Below are 18,911 nucleotides of genomic sequence, written 5' to 3'. Positions count from 1 at the left end.
CGATGCTCGGGGGCGGGCCGTCTCAGCACTGCGGGCAGGGCCCGCGAGGGCTCACTTCTCGATGGTGACCTTCTCGATGACGACGTCCTCGAGGGGACGGTCGCGCATGTCGGTCTTGACGGACTCGATCGCGTCGACGACCTTCTTGGAGTCCTCGTCGGCGACCTGGCCGAAGACGGTGTGCTTGCCCTGCAGGTGCGGGGTGGGGCCGACGGTGATGAAGAACTGCGAACCGTTGGTGCCGGCCGGCTTGCCGGTGATCGCGTTCATCCGCTTGCCGGCGTTGGCCATGGCCAGCACGTAGGGCTCGTTGAAGTTCTTCTCGGAGGAGATCTCGTCGTCGAAGGTGTAGCCCGGGCCGCCGGTGCCGGTGCCCAGCGGGTCGCCGCCCTGGAGCATGAAGCCGGAGATGATGCGGTGGAAGATGACGCCGTCGTAGAACGGACGGGTGACCTTCTCGCCGGTCTCCGGGTCGGAGAACTCGCGGGTGCCCTCGGCGAGACCCACGAAGTTCTCGACGGTCTTGGGTGCGTGGTTCGGGAACAGCTCGAGACGGATGTCCCCGTGATTGGTGTGAAGAGTTGCGAACATGGCGTCATCCTCGCACAGACACCTGTCCCGACCTCGCCGCTGCCGATGCGCTGTGAGCGGACTAGGAGCCGGCCCGAACCTGACCGTTCGCCTGGGACCTGTCGGGCCGGTCGCGTTAGAGTTAGGCCACACGGGCTCATGGCGTCCTCCGGGATGCCCTGGGTCCAGGGACCATCGTCGGCCCGACCCGACGGATACGACCGAAAGGGGAACCTCATGGCCTTGACCAAGAAGCGTGAGACCAAGAAGGCGAAGAAGCAGGCCGCGAAGACGGCGGTGCTCGCCGCGTCCACCGCGAGCCGCGCCGAGCAGGCCATCGCGGAGCTGCAGAAGCTCGCCTCCACCGTCGGCCCCGCGGTGTCCGAGGGCGCCCGCGAGGCCCGCACCCGCGCGACCGATCTCTACGACCACTACGCCCCCGAGGCGCAGCAGCGACTGCGGGAGCAGTCCGAGAAGATCACCCAGGCCGTCGGCCCCCGCGCCGACAAGATCCGCCACGACGTGCAGGACGACTACCTGCCGCGCGCCCGCAAGACCGCCGAGACGACCAGCACGGTGCTGAAGGCGGCCGTCGACGCGGCGCGCAAGGAGCTCGACAAGGGTCAGGCCGACATCCGCGCTGCCGTCCTCGAGCCCACCCCGCAGCCCAAGAAGAAGGGTCGCGCCGGCAAGGTGCTGCTGATCGTCGGCCTCGCGGCCGCCGGTGCGGTCGCGGGCTACGTGGCCTGGCAGAAGACCCGTCCGGTCGAGGATCCGTGGGCCCCGCCCGCCGACTTCGCCCGTGCGCACTACCCGGCCTCGGCCGGCACCGAGGACGACTCCTCGGCCGTCTCCGACACCGTCGGCTCGGCCGATGCCGGCGATGTCGCCTCGGCCCTGAAGGGTGATGACCGCAGCTCCGATCTGGAGCCCAAGGAGGTCAAGGTCGAGTCCGATCCGGACACGTCCATCGACGACGAGAAGCGCGGCAGCCACCGCGGCGACGCCTGAGGCCCGCCTCGGCGCTGCGCACAGCAGTCCGTGCCTGACGGCGCGGTGATCCCGTCCCCGGACGGCGATCGCCGCGCCGTCGTCACGTGCAGCGGCAGGCGGCGCGGGCCGCGCCGAGCGCCGGCCGGACCGGTGCACGCGGTCCGTACACTCGGCAGTCATGAGCGCTCCGGACCTGCCGCCCCCTGCCGCGTCGGGGGCGGGCCGCTACGCCCCCTCCCCCAGCGGTGACCTGCACTTGGGGAACCTGCGCACCGCGATCCTGGCCTGGGCGCTCGCCCGCCGCACGCAGCGCGCCTTCCACCTGCGGATCGAGGACCTCGACCGGGTGCGGGAGGGCTCGGCGCAGCGGCAGCTCGAGGACCTCGCGGCCCTGGGGCTGGACTGGGACGGCGAGGTGGTCCACCAGTCCGAGCGCGGACCTGCCTACGCGGCGGCGATCGCGACCCTCGAGTCCCGCGGCCGGGTGTTCGAGTGCTACTGCACCCGCCGGGAGATCCTCGAGGCGCCGAGCGCCCCGCACTCCCCGCCGGGCGCCTACCCCGGCACCTGCCGCGACCTCTCCCCCGCCGCCCGCGCGGCGGGCCGCGAGCGGATGCGCGCCCTGCGCCGGGAGCCCGCCCTGCGTCTGCGGACCGATGTCCCCACCTGGAGCGTCCACGACCTCTGGGCCGGGGAGGTGACCGGGGTGGTCGACGACCTGGTGCTGCGCCGCGGGGACGGGGTGGTGGCCTACAACCTGGCGGTGGTGGTCGACGACGCCGCGGCCGGGGTGGACCAGGTGGTGCGGGCCGATGACCTGCTGAGCTCCGCTCCCCGCCAGGCCCACCTCGCGCACCTGCTGGGTCTGCCCGAGCCCGGCTACGCCCACGTCCCGCTCGCGGTGAACACCGACGGCGCGCGCCTGGCCAAGCGCGACGGCGCGGTCACGCTGCGCGATCGGCTCGAGCGCGGTGAGAGCGTCCCCGAGGTCGTGGGCCGGATCGGCGAGTCCCTGGGCCTGCCCGGATGCCGCACCGCGACCGACGTGCTCGAGCGCTGGGACCCGTCCATGCTGCCGCGGGAGCCGTGGGTGGTGGAGCTGCCGGCCTGAGTCGCGCCTCAGGAGAGCGCCACTGAGGGTTCTGCCCCGTCGCGTCGGCGACCGTCTGCGCCGGGAGCTGAACCGTCCCGGTGCCCGGCACCGCGCAGTACAGTTTTCAAGGACCCGGCGCGCGACTCGCCGGCACCCGCACCACGACGGAGGACCGCGATGACCACCCCACCCGAGACGCCCACCGGGACGGGCGCCGCCGAGCCCCTGATCACCATCGACGTGTGGACCGACGTGGTCTGCCCCTGGTGCTACATCGGCGAGTCCCGCCTGCACGATGCGATCGCGGCGGAGGGCCTGGCGGACCAGGTCCGCGTGCGCGCCCACTCCTTCGAGCTGGACCCGACGGCGCCCGCGGAGGCGGCGACGACCAACGTCGAGCACCTGGTCGAGGCCAAGCGGATGCCGGCCGAGAAGGTCCGCGAGATGGAGTCGCAGATCCAGCAGATGGCCCGCGAGATGGGCCGCGAGTACGTCACCGACCGTCCGATGGCCAACACCCGCGGCGTGCACCGCGTGATGCAGGCGATCGGCGAGCTCCGAGGCGCCGAGGCCGCGACCGCCTTCTTCATGGATCTCCAGCGCGGCTACTTCACCGGCAGCGTGAACCCCTTCGAGGCCGACGTGGTGATCCGCCGCGCGGTCGCGGCGGGGCTGGTCGAGGACGCCGCGCGCGCCGCCCTGGCCGGGCGCACCCACGACGAGCACGTCGAGGCCGAGGTGCGCGAGGCGGCGTCGATGGGAGCCCGCGGCGTGCCGTTCTTCCTGTTCAACGAGAAGTACACCGCCCCGGGGGCGCTGCCGACCGATGCCTTCCGCCAGGCCCTGCGCCAGATCGCCGAGGAGGCCCGGACCGCGCAGGACTCGTCCGACCCGTCGGCGTCGCAGGAGGCCGGGTCATGACCGGGGCGGCTCCGCAGCCGGGAGCGACGGACCGCGACCGCGAGGACGCCGGCGCCCCCGCCGCGGTCGAGGCGGGCACCACCGCGATGCGCGCTCCGCGGCCGCTGTCCTCGCTGACGTCGCTGATCGGGGACGGTGTCGCGGGCGGTTCCACCTGCACGGCGGACGGCCTCTGCGACTGAGGCGCCGCCGCTGCGCGGAGGCACCGCCCCCGCGCGCGCTGCGGGGTCAACGGGTGAGCAGCTCCTCGGTGCTGGTGCCGGGCAGGCTGAGCGTCACCGGGGTGCCCCACGGGTCGGTGACCGAGACGGAGCGGCCCTCGTCGGCGAAGTCGAGCCCGGCCGCGGTGAGCCGGGCGGTCAGCGCGTCGAGGTCCTCGCGGGCGGGGACGGTGATGGCCACGTCGGCCAGGCCCAGACCCGCGGCGCGGGGGCCGGCGCCGCGGCTGTTCCAGGTGTTCATCGCGACGTGGTGGTGGTACCCGCCGGCCGCGGCGAACAGGGCGCCCGGATGGGTGCCCACGGTGGTCTCGAAGCCGAGGGTGTCGATGTAGAACCGCCGCGCCGTCTCGACGTCACCGACCTGCAGGTGCACGTGGCCGACGATGCCCGGCCGCAGCCCGGGCTGGGTCGCGACGTCCTCGGTGAGGTGCTCCGAGAGGTAGGTGTTCGGGTCCAGGAACAGGGTGTCCATGGCGACCTGGCCGTTCGTCCACTGCCACTGGTCGCGGGGGCGGTCCCAGTACAGCTCGATGCCGTTGCCCTCCGGGTCGGCGAAGTAGAAGGCCTCGGAGACCAGGTGATCACCGGTGCCGGCGAAGCGGGAGCGCGGGTCCTGGGCGGCGCGCAGCACGGTCCCGGCGAGCGCGGCCTGGTCCTCGAAGAGGAAGGCGGTGTGGAAGAGGCCGGCCTGGCGGGGGTCGACGGCGGGCAGGCCGGGGGTCGCGATCAGGCGCACGAACGGGACGGTCCCGCGGCCCAGCACGCGGTGGACCTCCCCGTTGACCTTGGCCTGCTCCTCGATCGGGGTCAGCGCCAGGGCGTTCTCGTAGTAGGAGCTCATCAGCTCGAGGTCGCCGACGCGCAGGGTGACGGCGTCCATGGCGAGATCGTCGGGCAGATGCCGCTCGTCGGCGGCGGGGCGGTGGGAGCCCGGGGCGGTGGTGGGCGAGGAGGTCATGGTGATCCTTCCGATCGGACGGCGATGACTCCAGTGTCCCCCGCTTTGGTGGAAATTTCAACCAGTTGGGTGTGCCTCGCGGCACCCCGGCGCGGGCCGGGGGGCGGTCCGGCGCGCCGGGGGAACCGGGGTGCAGGGTCGGGGGTTAGGGACACCCGTTCCCCCGCCTTCGCAGCGCTCGGTCAGCGATTCCCCCGACTTCGCAGCGCTCGGAACGGGAACAGCCTTCCAGGCCGAGGTGCACCGCTCGACGGAGTCAGGGCGGTGAGCTGTGCTCACCGCCCTGTCACCGAATCCGCTCTCCCCTGCCGACCCGGCGTTCCGACGACCTCGACCCCCGGAATCCCCAGGGGGAGGCGCTGGCTCCACGATAGGAGACCTCCGAGCCGCGGGACCGGGACCAAACTCCCGCTCGGGGACCCGGCGATCGCCCCGTCACCTCAGGACCGCGGCCGCCGCTCCCCCGGCGGCGGCCACCTCCGCGCTCCGGGCTCAGACGGAGTCCTCGACCGCCGCGCCCCGAGCGGCGTAGGCGTCGGCCAGCGCGGCCGCCCGCTCCCGGATCGCGGACCGGGAGGCGGGGGTGGCCGCCACGTCCCGGATCACCCAGGCCATCGCGACGGCGGCGTCGTCCAGCAGAGCGAAACCCTCCGCGGAGACGGCGTGCGCGGCGAACTCGCGGGTGTGCAGGGCGCCGCCCGCGCCGGTGATGCCCACGAAGGGGTGCAGGCCGGGCACCCGCTGGGAGACGTTGCCCATGTCCGTCGAGGCCGCCATCACGCCGAGCGAGCCCTGCAGGGGGCGGCCCAGCTGTTCCATCGCCGCGTTCCAGGCGGCGCCGAGCACCTCGTCCTGCTGCAGCGGTTCGTAGACCGGCTCGGTGGCCTCGATCGCGAGGGTGGCGCCGGTGGCGACGGCCCCGGCCTCGAGGCAGGCGAACAGCTGCCGGCGCAGCTGCTCGAACTCGGGCATCGTCCGGGCGCGGCACTCGAAGTCGAGGACCGCGGTCTCGGGGACGATGTTGGTCAGGCCCGACTGCTGGGGCACCAGGGCCAGTCGCTGCCCGTCCCGGACCCGCTGGCGCAGCAGCCCGGCGGCGACCTGCGCGATCACGGCGGCGTCGTTGGCGTTGATCCCGTCGCTGGGGTTCGCGGCGGCGTGGGCGCCGCGGCCGGTGTAGGTCGCGCGCCAGCGGCCGACGGCCTGGCTGGTCGAGCCCAGCACGTCATAGGTGTCGGTGTGGGTGACGGGATGGGACATCAGCGAGAGGTGGACCCCGTCGAAGACGCCGCGGTCGATGAGCAGCTGCTTGCCGCCGCCGTGCTCCTCCGCCGGGGTGCCGATGACCTGCAGGGTCACATCGAGATCCGCGACCGCGTCGACCAGGGCGAGGGCGGCGCCGAGCGAGGCGCCGGCGATGAGGTTGTGGCCGCAGCCGTGGCCGATCTCCGGCAGGGCGTCGTACTCCACGCAGAGGGAGGCGACCAGGGAGCCCGAGCCCAGGGTGGCGCGGAAGGCGGTGGGCAGCTCGGCGACGCCGCGCTCGACGCTGAATCCGGCCGCCTCGAGCAGGTCGGCGCAGCGGTCATGGGCGCGATGCTCCTCGAAGGCGGTCTCGGGATCCGCATGGAGCGCGCGGGCGAGGGCGTGGACCTCCTCGCGCCGGGCGGCGTAGGCACTGGCCAGGGCGGCTCTCGCGGGGTCCGGGTGGGTGGCGTCGGTGATCACGGATCGATCCTGCCACGGCGGCCGGGGTCCGGCCCGATCGGTCCCTCGGGTCGTTCGCCTCGGGTCAGTCCCCGGAGCGCAGCAGCGGAGGGATCAGGTAGGCGCCCGTCCCGGCGCGGTACAGCCGCGCGGGGCGGCCGCCGGTGGGGGCGGCGTGCTTGGCGAGCTCGACGAGGAAGCCGTCGGTGCGGGTGGCCTTGCGGTGGAAGTTGCCCGCATCCAGGGTCGTGCCCCAGACGCTCTCGTAGACCCCGCGCAGCTGGGAGATGGTGAACTCCTCGGGCAGGAAGGTCACCGCCAGGGTGGTGTACTCGAGCTTGCTGCGGGCGCGCTCGACGGCACTCTCGAGCACCGCGGCGTGGTCGAAGGCCAGCTGGACGTCGGCGAGATCGGCGAGCGCCCACCAGCGGGCGTCGGCCACGTCCTCACCGCGGCGGGGGTCCGGGAGGTCGGCGCCGAGGGCCATGAAGGCCACCGACACCACCCGCCCGCGGGGGTCGCGGCCCGGGGCGCCGAAGGTCCGCACCTGCTCGAGGTGCACGGCGCCGCTGCCGAGGGAGGCCTCGTCGGCCAGCACCCGGTAGGCGGCGTCCTCGAGGTCCTCGTCGGCCTCGACGAAGCCGCCCGGCAGGGCCCAGGCGCCGCGGTGCGGGTCGTCCTCCCGCTGGATCAGCAGGACGCTCAGCGCCCCGTCCCGCAGGGTGAGGACGGTGAGGTCGACGGCGACTCGGATCTCGGCGGAGGCAGCGCTCATGGACTGAGAGTAGGCGGGGTTCTGGTCACTGTGACACCACGCCGCGAGGTGACTCACGGGTAGTAAGTGCGGTCCCGGAGTGACCCGCCGGTCGCCGCACGCTCAGGCGGAGAGCCAGCGGTCCCACTTCTCCGCGCGGTGCTCGGCCTCGACGATCCGCACGGTCCCCGAGGTGGAGCGCATGACGATCGACTCGGTGATGATGCGGTCGGACCGGTAGCGCACCCCGCGCAGCAGGTCGCCGTCGGTGATGCCGGTGGCCGCGAAATAGCAGTTGTCCGAGGTGATGAGGTCGGAGGTGGTCAGCACGCGGTCCAGGTCGTGGCCGGCGTCGATCGCCCGCTGCCGCTCCTCGTCGTCGGTGGGGGCGAGCCGCCCCTGGATCATGCCGCCGGTGGCCTTCACCGCGCAGGCGGCGATGATGCCCTCGGGGGTGCCGCCGGTGCCCAGCAGCATGTCCACCCCGGCGCCGCGGGCGGCGGCGATCGCCCCGGCGACGTCGCCGTCCATGATGAACTTGACGCGCGCCCCGGCCTCGCGGATCTCCCGCACCAGCGATTCGTGGCGGGTCCGCTCCAGGACGCACACGGTGACCTGGCTGACCGGCTTGCCGAGCGCCTTGGCCACCAGGGTGATGTTCTGCTTGATCGGCAGGCGCAGGTCGACGAAGTCCGCCGCCTCGGGACCCACCACCATCTTCTCCATGTAGAACACGGCCGACGGGTCGTACATGCTGCCCTTCTCCGCCACCGCGAACACCGCCAGCGCGTTGTTGTAGCCGAGCGCAGTCAGGCGGGTGCCGTCGATCGGGTCCACCGCGACGTCGACGTCCGGGCCGGTGCCGTCGCCGACCTGCTCGCCGTTGAACAGCATCGGCGCCTCGTCCTTCTCCCCCTCGCCGATCACGACGGTGCCGTTCATGCGCACGGTGTCCATGAAGGAGCGCATCGCGTCGACCGCGGCGCCGTCGGCCCGGTTCTTGTCCCCCGCGCCCACCCAGCGGCCGCCGGCGATGGCGGCCGCCTCGGTCACGCGGACCAGTTCGAGGGCGAGGTTGCGGTCCGGGGCGGTGGGGGTGGAGGCAGGGACGGTCATCAGGGGTCTCCCTCGTCATCGAGCGCGGCTGGGGGCGACGGGTCGGCGCCGCCGTTCCGGCCGGCCGATCCTCGCCTGACGTGCGTGATCGACTCTACCGGGCGCTCCCGGCGACCGGGCGGATTCGGTCGGATCGCTGGTCGGAGGCACGGTGGCCCCGGGGTGCGCGGTCGGCGCCTGGTCGGCCGGAGGCTCAGACCCCCATCGAGCGACGCACCGCGCGCACGTGCCAGACCCAGAGCGCCCCGCCGAGTGCGGCGAAGCTGAGCGAGCAGAGGGCGAGCACGGTGAGGTTCGTGGTCACCAGCGGCGCGACCGCCCCGGCCAGCAGCGCGTTCAGCACCAGGCCGAAGAAGGTGCCCAGCGAGGCCGCGGCCCCGCGCTGGTGCGGGAAGAGGTCGAGCACCTCGAGCTGGATGGGCGCGAACACCAGCGCGACCGCGAAGGCGATCAGCCCCGGACCGACCACCGCCAGCAGCAGCGACCAGGACAGGCCGCCGCCGTACTCGGGGGCGAGCGAGACCAGCCCCAAGTTCACCAGGGCCGCCAGGACCGCGCCGATGAAGCCCAGGGAGATCAGCCGGCTGCGGTCCATCAGGTTCGCGGCCCTGCCCACCAGCCAGGCCCCGGAGATCATGCCGATGATCAGCGGCACGAACAGCACCCAGAAGTCCTGCTCGCCCAGCCCCAGCAGTCGCACCACCAGCGGGGAGGCGCCGGCGATGAAGACGAACTGGGCGGCGAAGCCGAAGGCGGAGGCGCCCGCGATCCGCAGCATCATCGGCGAGCGGCCCACGTGCACGAGCGAGGCCAGCAGGGAGCGGATGCGCATCGGGGAGCGCTCCTCGGGCGGGAGCGTCTCCGGCAGCCGGGTGGTCAGGATCAGCACCACCACGCCGTACATCCCGACGCCCGCGAACACCCAGCGCCAGTCCCCGAGCAGCAGCAGCCATCCCCCGAGGATCGGGGCGATCGCCGGGGCGACCGAGAAGATCATCATCACCCGGGCCATCAGGCGCTGCGCCTCGGAGCCGGAGAACATGTCGCGGATGACCACGCGCGAGACGATGGTGGCGGCGCCGGCGCTCATGCCCTGCAGCACCCGCAGCAGGATCAGGCTCTCCAGGTTCGGGGCCAGCACGCAGCCGAACATGCCGATCAGGTAGATGACCAGGCCGCCGATCATGACGGTCTTGCGGCCCAGGGCGTCCGAGAGCGGGCCGTGGAAGATCGACATCACCGCGAAGGCCGCCAGGTACGCCGAGATCAGCTGCTGCAGCGCCACCTCGTCGCCGCCGAACTCCGCCCCGATGCGGGTGAAGGCCGGGAAGATGGTGTCGATCGTGAACGGACCGATCATCGCCAGCGACGCGAGGGTCAGCGTGAGGCGCGCACCGGCCTGCCGGCGCTGCGGGGTGGAAGGGCTGTGGGAGGCGGGGAGCGGCGTGGACACTGCATCCATCCTAGGCAGGGCGGCGCCGGGCCGCACCTTCGTCCCGGAGGATGGAAAGCGCTCGCGCGCGTCCTGCGCGGCGCGGGTGCGCGCCGGGCAGGGCGCGACTAGGCTCGCCCCTGGCGCTGCAGTTCCGGCGCACGGCCGCCCACCGGGCACCGCCCCCCGCTCCTCCGCGTTCCGAGGTCACCCATGAAGCAGTTCACCCTGCCGCACACCGAGATCACCGCCCCGAACGTGGTGCTCGGGCTGATGCGCATCGCCGAGAAGTCCGACGACGAGATCCGCACCCTGGTGCGCACGGCCCGCGATGCGGGCATCGACTTCTTCGACCACGCCGACGTCTACGGCGGCGAGCTCCACCACTGCGAGGAGCGCTTCGCCAAGGCCCTGCAGCTCAGCGCCTCCGAGCGGGAGCAGGTCACGATCCAGACCAAGGCCGGCATCGTCCCGGACGGCCCGTACTTCGACTACTCCTACGAGCACCTCATCGAGTCCGTCGAGGGCTCGCTGCGCGCCCTGCAGACCGAGCACATCGACATCCTGCTGCTGCACCGCCCCGACGCCCTGGTGGAGCCGGAAGAGGTCGCGCGCGCCTTCGACGAGCTGCACACCGCCGGCAAGGTGCGCCACTTCGGCGTCTCCAACCACACCCCGCGCCAGATCGACCTGCTCGCCGCCCATGTGCAGCAGCCGATCGTGGCCAACCAGCTGCAGCTCTCGATCACCCACTCCACGATCATCGCCCAGGGCGTGGCCGCGAACATGCAGGAACTGGACCAGTCCGTCGTGCGCGACGGCGGCGGGGTGCTGGACTACTGCCGCCTGCACGGCATCACCGTCCAGGCCTGGTCCCCGTTCCAGGCAGGATTCTTCGACGGCGTGTTCCTCGGGAATCCCGAGCACGCCGAGCTCAACGCCGTGATCGACCGTCTCGCCGCCAAGTACGACGTCACGCCCGAGGGGATCGCGACCGCGTGGATCACCCGCCATCCCGCGCAGATGCAGGTGGTGCTGGGCACCACCACCCCGCAGCGGGTGACCGATTCCGCGGCCGGCTCCGAGGTCCCGCTCACGCGCGCCGAGTGGTACGAGCTGTTCCGGGCCGCCGGGTGGATCGTGCCCTGAGCCGCGGCCGTCGCGGCCGATGATGACGACGGCGCCCGCCGTCCCCGCACCGGGGGCGGCGGGCGCCGTCGTCGGTCAGATGATCGTGCGGCCCTCCGCGCGGGCCTCCCGGACATCCTTGGCGAAGCCGCGGGCGATGGTGACCAGGATGCCGAGCACGAGCACCGGCCAGATCAGCACGTAGACGGTCAGCAGGGCGGTCATGGCTGTTCTCCTTCGTTCGAGGCGCGGACCGTGCCGAGCACGGTGCCGCGCGGGGCGCGGCGGCCGGGTGCGGCCGCCGCCGGGGGCGGTTCAGCGGTCGGCGGGACGCGCCGCCGGGACGGCGGCATCGCCGGTGACCTCGTCGGCCGTCGGCGTCTCCGTATCGAAGTCACCGGTGACCCGGCGGATCTCGGCGAAGTCGAAGTCCTGGGAGGAGCGCACGCTCAGCAGGTAGCAGACCAGGAAGGAGACCGAGTAGGCGACCAGCGAGCCGCTGAGGGTCTCGTAGTCGCGCAGGGAGCCGACACCGAAGGGCAGCACCGCGAGGGTGGCCACGGCGCCGACGATCACGGCCGGGCGCAGTCCGAAGAAGCCGAAGCACATGATGCCCAGCACCACGCCCACGCCGAGGATGGCCAGCAGCTCGACCACCAGCGCCCAGGCGCCGGTCAGCGGGATCAGCTGGAAGCGCACCGGCAGGAAGATGAGCAGCGCCGTGATCACGCTCAACGAGAAGGCCAGGTTGGTGACCTTCTTCCAGTAGAACGACGCGATGACCGGGAACACCAGGCATCCCCACAGGGCGCCGACGAACACCAGCAGGTCCAGGATGTTGAAGCGCGCCGTGGCGAAGTACAGCGCCGCGGCGGTCGCCACGATCATGGTGAGGCGCCCGATCAGCAGCATGAGCTTGGGGTCGGCGTTCCGGCGGCCGACGGACTGGCCGTAGATGTCGGTCATCACGATGGAGCTGAGCGCCGAGAGGTCGGAGTCCGCGGTCGAGGACAGCGAGCCGATGATCATGACGAACGCCAGAGCCACCAGCGCGAGGGGCAGGTACGTGCCGACCATCTGCGGCATCAGGTTGTTGACGTCGCCGCCGGCGGGCTGGACGCCCAGGTACAGCGCCATCACGCCGAGCATGCCGATGCCGATCACGGTCGCGCCGTAGCCGATGGTGGCGGTGATGAAGGTGGGCTTGATGAGGTCCTCGCGGACCGCGAACAGGCGCTGGGCGATGGTCTGGTTGCCGATCGCGTAGGCGAGCACCGCGGCGATGTACGGGGCGCCCTGGTTCATGAACGCCTCGGAGGAGAAGAAGCTCTGCTGCTGCGCGGTGACGTTACCGGCGGCCGCGCCCTCGGCGAACATCGAGGGGCCGCCGGCGAGCAGGAACACCGCGGGGATGATCACTGCGGCCGCGCCCAGCATGGCCAGGACCTGGGCGAAGTCCGTCAGCACGGAGGCGCGGAAGCCCGACCACAGGGTGTACATCAGCACCCCGGCGGCGACGATCACGATGCCGGCGCCGAAGCTGAGCGGGGAGAGCATCGCGATGATGGCGCCGCCGGCGATGAAGTTCGAGGTCAGCGAGATCACCGAGCCCAGCACGTTGGAGCCGGCGAGCATCAGCTGCGAGGAGCGCCCGTGCCGCGCGTACATGACCTCGGCGAGGGTGTGGGCCCGGGGGGCGACCTTCCGGATCCGCTTGCCGAAGGGGTAGATGAACAGGATCATCAGCGCGCCCCAGAGCCCGTAGTGGATGGGGCCGGAGATGCCATAGGTGTAGCCCGCGGTCACCGAGGCGTACATCGAGGACGCCCAGATCCAGGTGGCGGTCATGGATGCGGCGGAGACGCCGAAGCCGATGCGGTTGCCGGCGGTCATGTAGTCGTCGGCGTTCTCCCTCCTGCGGGAGATCGACACCGACATCCACATCGTGCCCCCGTAGAACAGCAGCAGGAGCAGGACGACTCCGATGATTCCGAGCTGGACGATCTCACCTGTTGGCGCGGGCGGCACTGGACTTCCTCTCGTTCCGGACGATGCGTTCGTCGTTCGATCCCGTCCGGTCGTCCGCCTCCGCGATCCACGCGCAGAGCTCGGGTGGCTTCTCCAGCGAGCCGACCGGCATGCGACTCCCGGGCGCGGGCGGTCCGGCGCCGATCCGGGCGGTGCCGTGCACCTGCTCCGGGCGGGGGACGCGACGACGCCGACGGCGACACGTCGTGCGGCCGGTGCGGCGATCATCTCTCGCGGCGGGAGTCGCATAGATACTCGCACACGCACCGGTCGTTGGCTAACCGATCGGTCACCTAGCATCCATCAATGCAGGTTGTGGCGCATTCGCTGGTTGTCCGACAAACGGACGGCAGCGTCGGTGAGTGCCCGGACGCATGGAAATGCAGGACGTGGAGCGCGTGTGCATCACGATGCACTACGACCGCAGCGTGGTCGGGCCCGTCGGCTCCGCGATCCGCACGTACAGTGACGACGAGCGATGTCGCGCGCGCAGCGGCGACCGTCACCCGCACAGCGACGAGCAGGGAAGAGGACCACATGAGGACCAGGCGCATCGGACTGATCGGCTACGGAGACGTCTCCGTGGTCCATCTCGAGGCGATCCGCGACATCGACGGCCTCGAGCTGGTCGGCATCGCGGACACCGATCCGCAGGCCCTCGCCCGCGCCGCCGCCGACACCGGCCTGCCCACCTTCGCGAGCACCCGAGAGCTGATCGACGCCGTCGGCCCGGACGCCGTGCACGTCACCACCCCGCACGACCAGCACGTCGGCCCCTCGCTCACCGCGCTCGAGGCGGGGGTGCACGTGCTGCAGGAGAAGCCGCTGGCCCACACCCTCGAGGACGGCCGCCGCCTGGTGGACGCGCTCGATGCGGCGTCCGCCGGCGGCCCGAAGGTCGGGATCTGCTTCCAGAACCGCTACAACCTCGCCAGCCAGCGCCTCCACGCCCTGCTGGGCTCCGGCGAGCTCGGCGCCGTGCGCGGGGCCTGGGCCTCGGTGGTCTGGGCGCGCAGCGCGGACTACTACCGGGCCAAGCCCTGGCGCGGGACCTGGGAGGGCTCCGGCGGCGGCCTGCTGATCAACCAGGCGATCCACACCCTGGACCTGGTGCAGTGGCTGCTGGGCGGGGTCGAGCGCACCGACGGGCATGTGGCCACACGCCGCTTCGGCGACGTCATCGAGGTCGAGGACACCGCCGAACTGCTCCTGCACCACCCCGGCGGCGTCACCACCTCGTTCTACGCGACCCTCACCGCGCCCCAGCACCGCCCGATCGAGCTCGAGCTGGACTGCGAGAGGGCATACGTGTCACTGCGCGGCGGCACCGACGGCGGGCTCACCATCCGCTGGACCGACGGGCGCGTGGACTCCTACGGCGAGCGCTCCCTGACCTCCGGCGGCCGCTCGTACTGGGGCGTCTCCCACGAGCTGCTGATCCAGGACTTCTACGACCACCTCGAGGACCCGGAGCCGTTCTGGATCGGCCCGCGCGAGGCGATGGTCTCGCTGCAGATCCTCAAGGACGCCTACCGCCTCAGCGGGGTGGGCCCGCAGGAGGGCTGAGGGGCAGCCGACGGCGGCCCGAGGGGCGGCCGACGACGGGAACATGCGAGGCATTGCGGCCTGGGGACTCATGCAGCGCACCGCACGGGTCCTGAGCGCGCAATCCGAGCCCCGTCACCGCCGTGGCGCTGAGCGGATCGCCGTCGAGGCCACCAGATGGATGGCCTCGAGGCGAGAAGGGACGTTCCCGCGGGAACGCCGGTCAGCAGCGAGCGGCGGGGCGCCCGGCTCCGGTGCGGATCGCCGCCGCGGACCTCACCGCCCGCGGACCTCACCGCCCGCGGCGCTCACCGCCCGCGGCGCTCACCGCCCGCGGAGCTCACCCCCGTCGGCGCTCGGTGATCCCGCTGCGCTGCAGATAGCGCAGCACATTGAGCGCCGTGCGCTGCATCTCCCCCAGGGTGATGCCGTCCGGGCGCCGGTAGGAGTCCATGATCGCGTCCTCCCGGGTGGTGCCGAAGTGCTCCTGGGCGCCGGGCATCAGCACGTCCACCTGGGCGCGGACCCGGTAGGCACTGTCGCGCAGGGCCGGGAAGTGCGGATCGGGCTCGTTGCGCATCCACCAGTCGGTCATCACGTTCCCGTCGTATCCCCACTCCCCGCGCAGCACCGTGGTGACCAGGTCGTAGTGGTAGTGACCCCAGACCCCGTTGATGCGGTTGTAGGAGGTCATGAGGTTCTGCGGCCGGCCCTCGCGCACCATGATCTCGAAGCCCCGCAGGTAGATCTCGCGCAGCGCCCGCTCGGAGATGCGGGAGTCGTTGACCGTGCGCTGGGTCTCCTGGTTGTTGGCGGCGAAGTGCTTGGGGCAGGCGGAGACGCCCTGGGACTGGACCCCGGTCACGATGGCGGTGGCCATCACGCCCGTCAGCAGCGGGTCCTCGGCGAAGTACTCGAAGTTGCGGCCGCACAGCGGGTCGCGATGGATGTTCATCCCGGGCGCCAGGATCACGTCGGATCCCCGCTCGACCATCTCCCGGCCATGGAGCTCGGCGAGTTCGCGCACCGCGGCGGGATCCCAGGACGAGGCCAGCGCGGTCCCGCAGGGCAGCAGGGCGGCGTAGGCGGCCAGCCGCAGCCCGGAGGGGCCGTCGGTGGTGGTCGCCGGGGGGATGCCGCGTGCGCGCAGCGCCTCGGTGACCCCTCCCAGCACGCCCGCGTTGCCGGCGGCGCCGAGCGGGCTGTCCATGACGAGGTCGCCGTAGGCGAGGCTCGTGAGCTCCTCCGGGGACAGGGCGGCGACGAAGTCCTCCAGGGTCATCGTCCCCTCGAGCACCGACTCGAAGGAGGCCGAGGGGTCCTCGACGCGTTCGAGCGCAGCGGGCAGCCGGTTCAGGATCCGCTGCCGGAGGTCGACCTGCGCGGTGGGCACGGGCTCCCATGCCACCTGCGCGGAGCCGTCCTCGGCACGGCGCAGCACCATCCGGTCGAAGGCGTGCTCGGGCCGCACCGCCGCCGCCTCCTCGAGCTGACGGACCACCCGCAGCTGCGGGACGCGGACGCCGCCGGCCGGCGCGGCGCGGCGCACGTCGGGGCCGACGAGGACGCGGTACTCCCCGGGCTCGAGCACCCAGGCGCTGCGGTGGCCGCTGGCACCGGAGTCGTCGTAGCCGGCCAGATCGGCGAGGGCGACGGCGAAGGGGATGTCGGTGCTCTCGCCCGGAGCGAGGACCGGCGTGCGGGCGAACGCGGCCAGGGCGCGGGCGGGCTTCGAGAGCGTCCCGTCGGGCGCCTGCACATAGACCTGGACCACTTCGGTGCCGGACCGCTGCCCGGTGTTGGTCACCGTGACCTGCACCTTCACCGTGTCCTCGACCTCCTGCGCGGGCCCCGCCACGACCTCGAAGGAGGTGTAGCCCAGGCCGAAGCCGAAGGGGAAGAGCACCGCCTGCGGCGCGAACGTCTCGAAGTAGCGGTAGCCCACGAAGACGTCCTCGACGTACTCGGTCACCTCCGGGTCCCCGAAGTGCCCGGCCGAGGGGTAGTCCTCGTAGCGGCGGGCGATGGTGTCCGTCAGCCGCCCGCCCGGCTCCACGGCGCCCGTGAGCACGTCGGCCACCGCCCGCGCTCCCTCCATCCCGCCGGACCATGCCAGCAGCACCGCGGCCAGCGGATAGTCCTCGACCCAGGACAGGTCGATGACGTTGCCGGTGTCCACCACCACCACGGTGTGCGCGAAGGCGGCGGTGACCCGGTCGAGGAGGGCTCGCTCGGCGTCCGTCAGGTAGTAGGCGCCGGGTTCGAGGACGTTGTCGCGGTCCTCCCCCGCCGCGCGGCCGAGGACCACCACGGCGGTGTCGCTGCGCTGCGCGGCCGCTGCGATCTCGCCGTCCTCGAGGACGGGCTCGGGGAAGGAGCGGGGCCACCTGCCCCAGTCCTGGCCGGGATCGGCCGGGTGCTGCGCGCAGTAGGACTCGTACCGGACCGCGAGCTCCTCGTCCACGCGGACGGCGCCCGCCTCACGCAGCGAGTCCAGCAGGTTCGTCACGTACGGCGGGTTCACGTCGCCCCCGGACCCGTAGCCCACCGCGATCCAGTCCTTCTGGGTGCGGCCGAAGACGGCGACCCGCGACCCTGCCGCGAGCGGGAGGATCCCGTCGTTGTGCAGCAGGACCGTGCCCTGCGCGGCCAGGGAGCGGGCCTTCGCCACCAGGTCGGGATCGACGCGGTGGTCCTCGTCGGGAGCGGCGGTGGTGGTGGACTGCGAGAGCAGGGCGTCGGTCATGGTGCTGGCACTTTCGTCGGCGGCGTCGCGTCGAGCGGGTCGCGGGGAGGGAGCAGGAGCGGGCCGGACGGCCCGCCCGGATCAGGCCGTGATCGCTCCGGTGACCACGGCCCGCGGGAAGGCCGTCACGTCCAGCTCGCGGTCCGGTCCTTGAGCGCGCGGTAGGCCTCGAGCACCTCGGGGGTGGGCTCCGCGCCGACGGTGCGGGAACCGGTGATCTCCCAGGCGGGCGGCTCCTCGGTGCCGGCGAGCGCCCAGGCGGCCTGCCGGGCGGCGCCGAGGGCGACGTACTCGCCGGCCGGGGCGATGGTGACCTCGCGGCCGAAGATGGCCGGGGCGAGCTGCTGGACGGCCTCGCTGCGGGCGCCGCCGCCGATCAGGGTGATGCCGCTGGGGGTGGTGCCGGTGCGCTCCTCGAGTGCGGCGATGCCGTCGGCCAGCGAGCACAGCAGACCCTCGATGTAGGCGCGGGCCACGTCCTCGCGGGTGGTGGAGGTGCTCATGCCGGTGAGGGTGGCGCGGGCGTGCGGGCGGTTGGGGGTGCGCTCGCCGTCGAAGTACGGCAGCAGCGTCACCCCGTTCGCCCCGGGCACGCTGGCCAGGGCGAGCTGGGCCATCTCCTCATGGGAGACGCCCAGCAGGGTGCGGCCGGCCTCGAGGATGCGGGCGGCGTTGATGGTGGTGGTCATCGGCAGGAAGCGGCCGGTGGCGTCGGCGAAGCCGGTGACCGTTCCGCTGGCGTCGTCCGGGCGGGTGTCGCTGACCATCGCGCAGACGCCCGAGGTGCCGATGGAGACCGACACGTCGCCGGGGCCCTGGGAGAGGCCGAGGGCGGCGCCCATGTTGTCGCCGGTGCCGGCGGCGATCGCGGCGCCGCCGGGGGTGCGGGCCATGACCTCCTGCGGGCTCCCGGGCAGGCGCGGCAGCTCGAGCGCGCGGCCCAGCGCCAGCTCCACCAGGTCCGGCTTCCACTCCTCGGTGCGGGTGGAGTAGTACGCGGTGCCGGAGGCGTCGCCGCGATCGGTGAAGGCCTCTCCCCCGCCGGCCAGGTGGCGGGAGACGTAGTCGTGGGGCAGCAGCACGCTCGCGGCGCGCTGTGCGTTCTCCGGCTCCTCGTCCCGCACCCAGCGCAGCTTGGAGGCGGTGAAGGAGGCGACCATCAGGCTGCCGATCTCCGCGACCGAGGCCTCGGGGCCGCCCATCTCCTCGATCAGCGCGGCGGCCTGCGGGGCCGAGCGGGTGTCGTTCCACAGCAGCGCATCGCGCACCACCTCGCCCTGTGCGTCCAGCAGCACCATGCCGTGCTGCTGACCGCCCACGGAGACCGCGTCGGCGCGGTCCAGCAGGGGGCCGGCGGCCTCGTCGACCGCGGCCAGCCAGGCGCGGGGGTCCACCTCGGTGCCCTCGGGGTGCGCGGCGCGGCGCTCCTCGAGCACGGCGCCGGTCTCGGCGTCGACGAGCAGCGCCTTCGTGGCCTGGGTGGAGGAGTCGATGCCGAGAACGGTGGGGGCCATCAGGGGATCCTTTGCGTAGCGCGAGCGAGGGGTGGCTGCGGGAGCCAGGGTACGGGCGGGTCGGCGGCGGCGCCGGGGCCGAAGGCCCGTCGGAAGGGGCCGAACGTCCGCCGGGAGGGGCCGAAGGCCCGTCGGAAGGGGCCGAAGTCCAGTCGGAGAGGGCCGATGACCGCTTCGAAGGGCCC

General features: G+C 72.7%; 16 protein-coding genes. 6 read left to right on the top strand and 10 right to left on the bottom strand.

Going from position 1 to position 18,911, the window contains the following annotated elements:
- Positions 1 to 51: 51 nt before the first annotated feature.
- Positions 52 to 591, bottom strand: a complete 540-nt coding sequence (locus tag ACOJUI_RS01040; protein ID WP_422116256.1) for a peptidylprolyl isomerase — start codon at positions 589 to 591, stop codon at positions 52 to 54.
- A 216-nt stretch (positions 592 to 807) separates the two neighbouring features.
- On the opposite strand from ACOJUI_RS01040, the gene ACOJUI_RS01035 reads away from it, so the two are divergent.
- The 4 genes from ACOJUI_RS01035 to ACOJUI_RS01020 all read left to right on the top strand — a co-directional run bounded on the left by ACOJUI_RS01035 (position 808) and on the right by ACOJUI_RS01020 (position 3,759).
- On the top strand, positions 808 to 1,581 hold the full coding sequence (locus ACOJUI_RS01035) for a hypothetical protein (RefSeq protein ID WP_422116255.1): 774 nt from the start codon (positions 808 to 810) through the stop codon (positions 1,579 to 1,581).
- 160 nt (positions 1,582 to 1,741) lie between these two features.
- On the top strand, positions 1,742 to 2,674 hold the full coding sequence (gluQRS, locus tag ACOJUI_RS01030; protein WP_422116254.1) for a tRNA glutamyl-Q(34) synthetase GluQRS: 933 nt from the start codon (positions 1,742 to 1,744) through the stop codon (positions 2,672 to 2,674).
- Between the two features lie 159 nt (positions 2,675 to 2,833).
- Positions 2,834 to 3,577, top strand: coding sequence for a DsbA family oxidoreductase (locus ACOJUI_RS01025; protein ID WP_422116253.1), 744 nt, complete (start codon positions 2,834 to 2,836; stop codon positions 3,575 to 3,577).
- Positions 3,574 to 3,759 (top strand): hypothetical protein, encoded by a 186-nt coding sequence (locus ACOJUI_RS01020; RefSeq protein ID WP_422116252.1) that lies wholly within the window; start codon positions 3,574 to 3,576, stop codon positions 3,757 to 3,759. The genes ACOJUI_RS01025 and ACOJUI_RS01020 overlap by 4 nt, the downstream gene beginning before the upstream one ends.
- A gap of 46 nt (positions 3,760 to 3,805) precedes the next feature.
- On the opposite strand, the gene ACOJUI_RS01015 is transcribed toward ACOJUI_RS01020, so the two are convergent.
- The 5 genes from ACOJUI_RS01015 to ACOJUI_RS00995 all read right to left on the bottom strand — a co-directional run bounded on the left by ACOJUI_RS01015 (position 3,806) and on the right by ACOJUI_RS00995 (position 9,795).
- Complete coding sequence (locus ACOJUI_RS01015) at positions 3,806 to 4,756, bottom strand: VOC family protein (protein WP_422116251.1); 951 nt, start codon at positions 4,754 to 4,756, stop codon at positions 3,806 to 3,808.
- Between the two features lie 492 nt (positions 4,757 to 5,248).
- Positions 5,249 to 6,484, bottom strand: coding sequence for an amidohydrolase (locus ACOJUI_RS01010; protein WP_422116250.1), 1,236 nt, complete (start codon positions 6,482 to 6,484; stop codon positions 5,249 to 5,251).
- Positions 6,485 to 6,548: 64 nt separating this feature from the next.
- Positions 6,549 to 7,238: an NUDIX hydrolase gene (locus tag ACOJUI_RS01005; RefSeq protein WP_422116249.1), complete on the bottom strand. Its 690-nt coding sequence runs from the start codon at positions 7,236 to 7,238 to the stop codon at positions 6,549 to 6,551.
- Between the two features lie 102 nt (positions 7,239 to 7,340).
- A complete protein-coding gene (gene glpX, locus ACOJUI_RS01000) occupies positions 7,341 to 8,333 on the bottom strand; it encodes a class II fructose-bisphosphatase (RefSeq protein ID WP_422116248.1) in 993 nt (330 codons plus the stop codon).
- A gap of 193 nt (positions 8,334 to 8,526) precedes the next feature.
- Positions 8,527 to 9,795 carry a multidrug effflux MFS transporter gene (locus tag ACOJUI_RS00995; protein ID WP_422116247.1) on the bottom strand — a complete coding sequence of 423 codons (1,269 nt, stop codon included), beginning with the start codon at positions 9,793 to 9,795 and terminating at the stop codon, positions 8,527 to 8,529.
- A 183-nt stretch (positions 9,796 to 9,978) separates the two neighbouring features.
- Here ACOJUI_RS00995 and ACOJUI_RS00990 point away from each other — a divergent pair, with 183 nt between their 5' ends.
- Positions 9,979 to 10,914 (top strand): aldo/keto reductase, encoded by a 936-nt coding sequence (locus ACOJUI_RS00990; RefSeq protein ID WP_422116246.1) that lies wholly within the window; start codon positions 9,979 to 9,981, stop codon positions 10,912 to 10,914.
- A gap of 75 nt (positions 10,915 to 10,989) precedes the next feature.
- Here ACOJUI_RS00990 and ACOJUI_RS00985 read toward each other — a convergent pair whose 3' ends face one another.
- Entirely contained in the window at positions 10,990 to 11,118 is a 129-nt protein-coding gene (locus ACOJUI_RS00985) for a putative transporter small subunit (RefSeq protein ID WP_422116245.1), read from the bottom strand.
- Between the two features lie 90 nt (positions 11,119 to 11,208).
- Positions 11,209 to 12,837: a sodium:solute symporter family protein gene (locus ACOJUI_RS00980; protein ID WP_422117591.1), complete on the bottom strand. Its 1,629-nt coding sequence runs from the start codon at positions 12,835 to 12,837 to the stop codon at positions 11,209 to 11,211.
- 621 nt (positions 12,838 to 13,458) lie between these two features.
- Between ACOJUI_RS00980 and ACOJUI_RS00975 the strand changes: the two genes are divergently transcribed.
- Positions 13,459 to 14,487 carry a Gfo/Idh/MocA family protein gene (locus ACOJUI_RS00975; RefSeq protein WP_422116244.1) on the top strand — a complete coding sequence of 343 codons (1,029 nt, stop codon included), beginning with the start codon at positions 13,459 to 13,461 and terminating at the stop codon, positions 14,485 to 14,487.
- 319 nt (positions 14,488 to 14,806) lie between these two features.
- On the opposite strand, the gene ACOJUI_RS00970 is transcribed toward ACOJUI_RS00975, so the two are convergent.
- Positions 14,807 to 17,212 (bottom strand): glycoside hydrolase family 3 protein, encoded by a 2,406-nt coding sequence (locus ACOJUI_RS00970; RefSeq protein WP_422116243.1) that lies wholly within the window; start codon positions 17,210 to 17,212, stop codon positions 14,807 to 14,809.
- Positions 17,213 to 17,337: 125 nt separating this feature from the next.
- The gene (gene xylB, locus ACOJUI_RS00965) at positions 17,338 to 18,726 is read right to left on the bottom strand and encodes a xylulokinase (protein WP_422116242.1); all 1,389 of its coding nucleotides are present in this window, start codon (positions 18,724 to 18,726) and stop codon (positions 17,338 to 17,340) included.
- Positions 18,727 to 18,911: the final 185 nt, after the last annotated feature.

The organism is Brachybacterium sp. UNK5269 (assembly GCF_049266655.1).
Lineage (GTDB): Bacteria > Actinomycetota > Actinomycetes > Actinomycetales > Dermabacteraceae > Brachybacterium.
The sequence above is the reverse complement of the archived record's forward strand: the minus strand, read 5'-3'. Positions and strand labels throughout refer to the sequence as shown.

Coding starts and splice junctions, on each gene's coding strand:
- ACOJUI_RS01040 (WP_422116256.1), bottom strand. CDS start 591: ATGTTCGCAACTCTTCACACCAATCACGGGGACATCCGTCTCGAGCTG.
- ACOJUI_RS00970 (WP_422116243.1), bottom strand. CDS start 17,212: ATGACCGACGCCCTGCTCTCGCAGTCCACCACCACCGCCGCTCCCGAC.
- ACOJUI_RS01015 (WP_422116251.1), bottom strand. CDS start 4,756: ATGACCTCCTCGCCCACCACCGCCCCGGGCTCCCACCGCCCCGCCGCC.
- ACOJUI_RS00975 (WP_422116244.1), top strand. CDS start 13,459: ATGAGGACCAGGCGCATCGGACTGATCGGCTACGGAGACGTCTCCGTG.
- xylB (WP_422116242.1), bottom strand. CDS start 18,726: ATGGCCCCCACCGTTCTCGGCATCGACTCCTCCACCCAGGCCACGAAG.
- gluQRS (WP_422116254.1), top strand. CDS start 1,742: ATGAGCGCTCCGGACCTGCCGCCCCCTGCCGCGTCGGGGGCGGGCCGC.
- ACOJUI_RS01025 (WP_422116253.1), top strand. CDS start 2,834: ATGACCACCCCACCCGAGACGCCCACCGGGACGGGCGCCGCCGAGCCC.
- ACOJUI_RS00985 (WP_422116245.1), bottom strand. CDS start 11,118: ATGACCGCCCTGCTGACCGTCTACGTGCTGATCTGGCCGGTGCTCGTG.
- ACOJUI_RS01020 (WP_422116252.1), top strand. CDS start 3,574: ATGACCGGGGCGGCTCCGCAGCCGGGAGCGACGGACCGCGACCGCGAG.
- glpX (WP_422116248.1), bottom strand. CDS start 8,333: ATGACCGTCCCTGCCTCCACCCCCACCGCCCCGGACCGCAACCTCGCC.
- ACOJUI_RS00980 (WP_422117591.1), bottom strand. CDS start 12,837: ATGTGGATGTCGGTGTCGATCTCCCGCAGGAGGGAGAACGCCGACGAC.
- ACOJUI_RS00990 (WP_422116246.1), top strand. CDS start 9,979: ATGAAGCAGTTCACCCTGCCGCACACCGAGATCACCGCCCCGAACGTG.
- ACOJUI_RS01035 (WP_422116255.1), top strand. CDS start 808: ATGGCCTTGACCAAGAAGCGTGAGACCAAGAAGGCGAAGAAGCAGGCC.
- ACOJUI_RS00995 (WP_422116247.1), bottom strand. CDS start 9,795: ATGGATGCAGTGTCCACGCCGCTCCCCGCCTCCCACAGCCCTTCCACC.
- ACOJUI_RS01005 (WP_422116249.1), bottom strand. CDS start 7,238: ATGAGCGCTGCCTCCGCCGAGATCCGAGTCGCCGTCGACCTCACCGTC.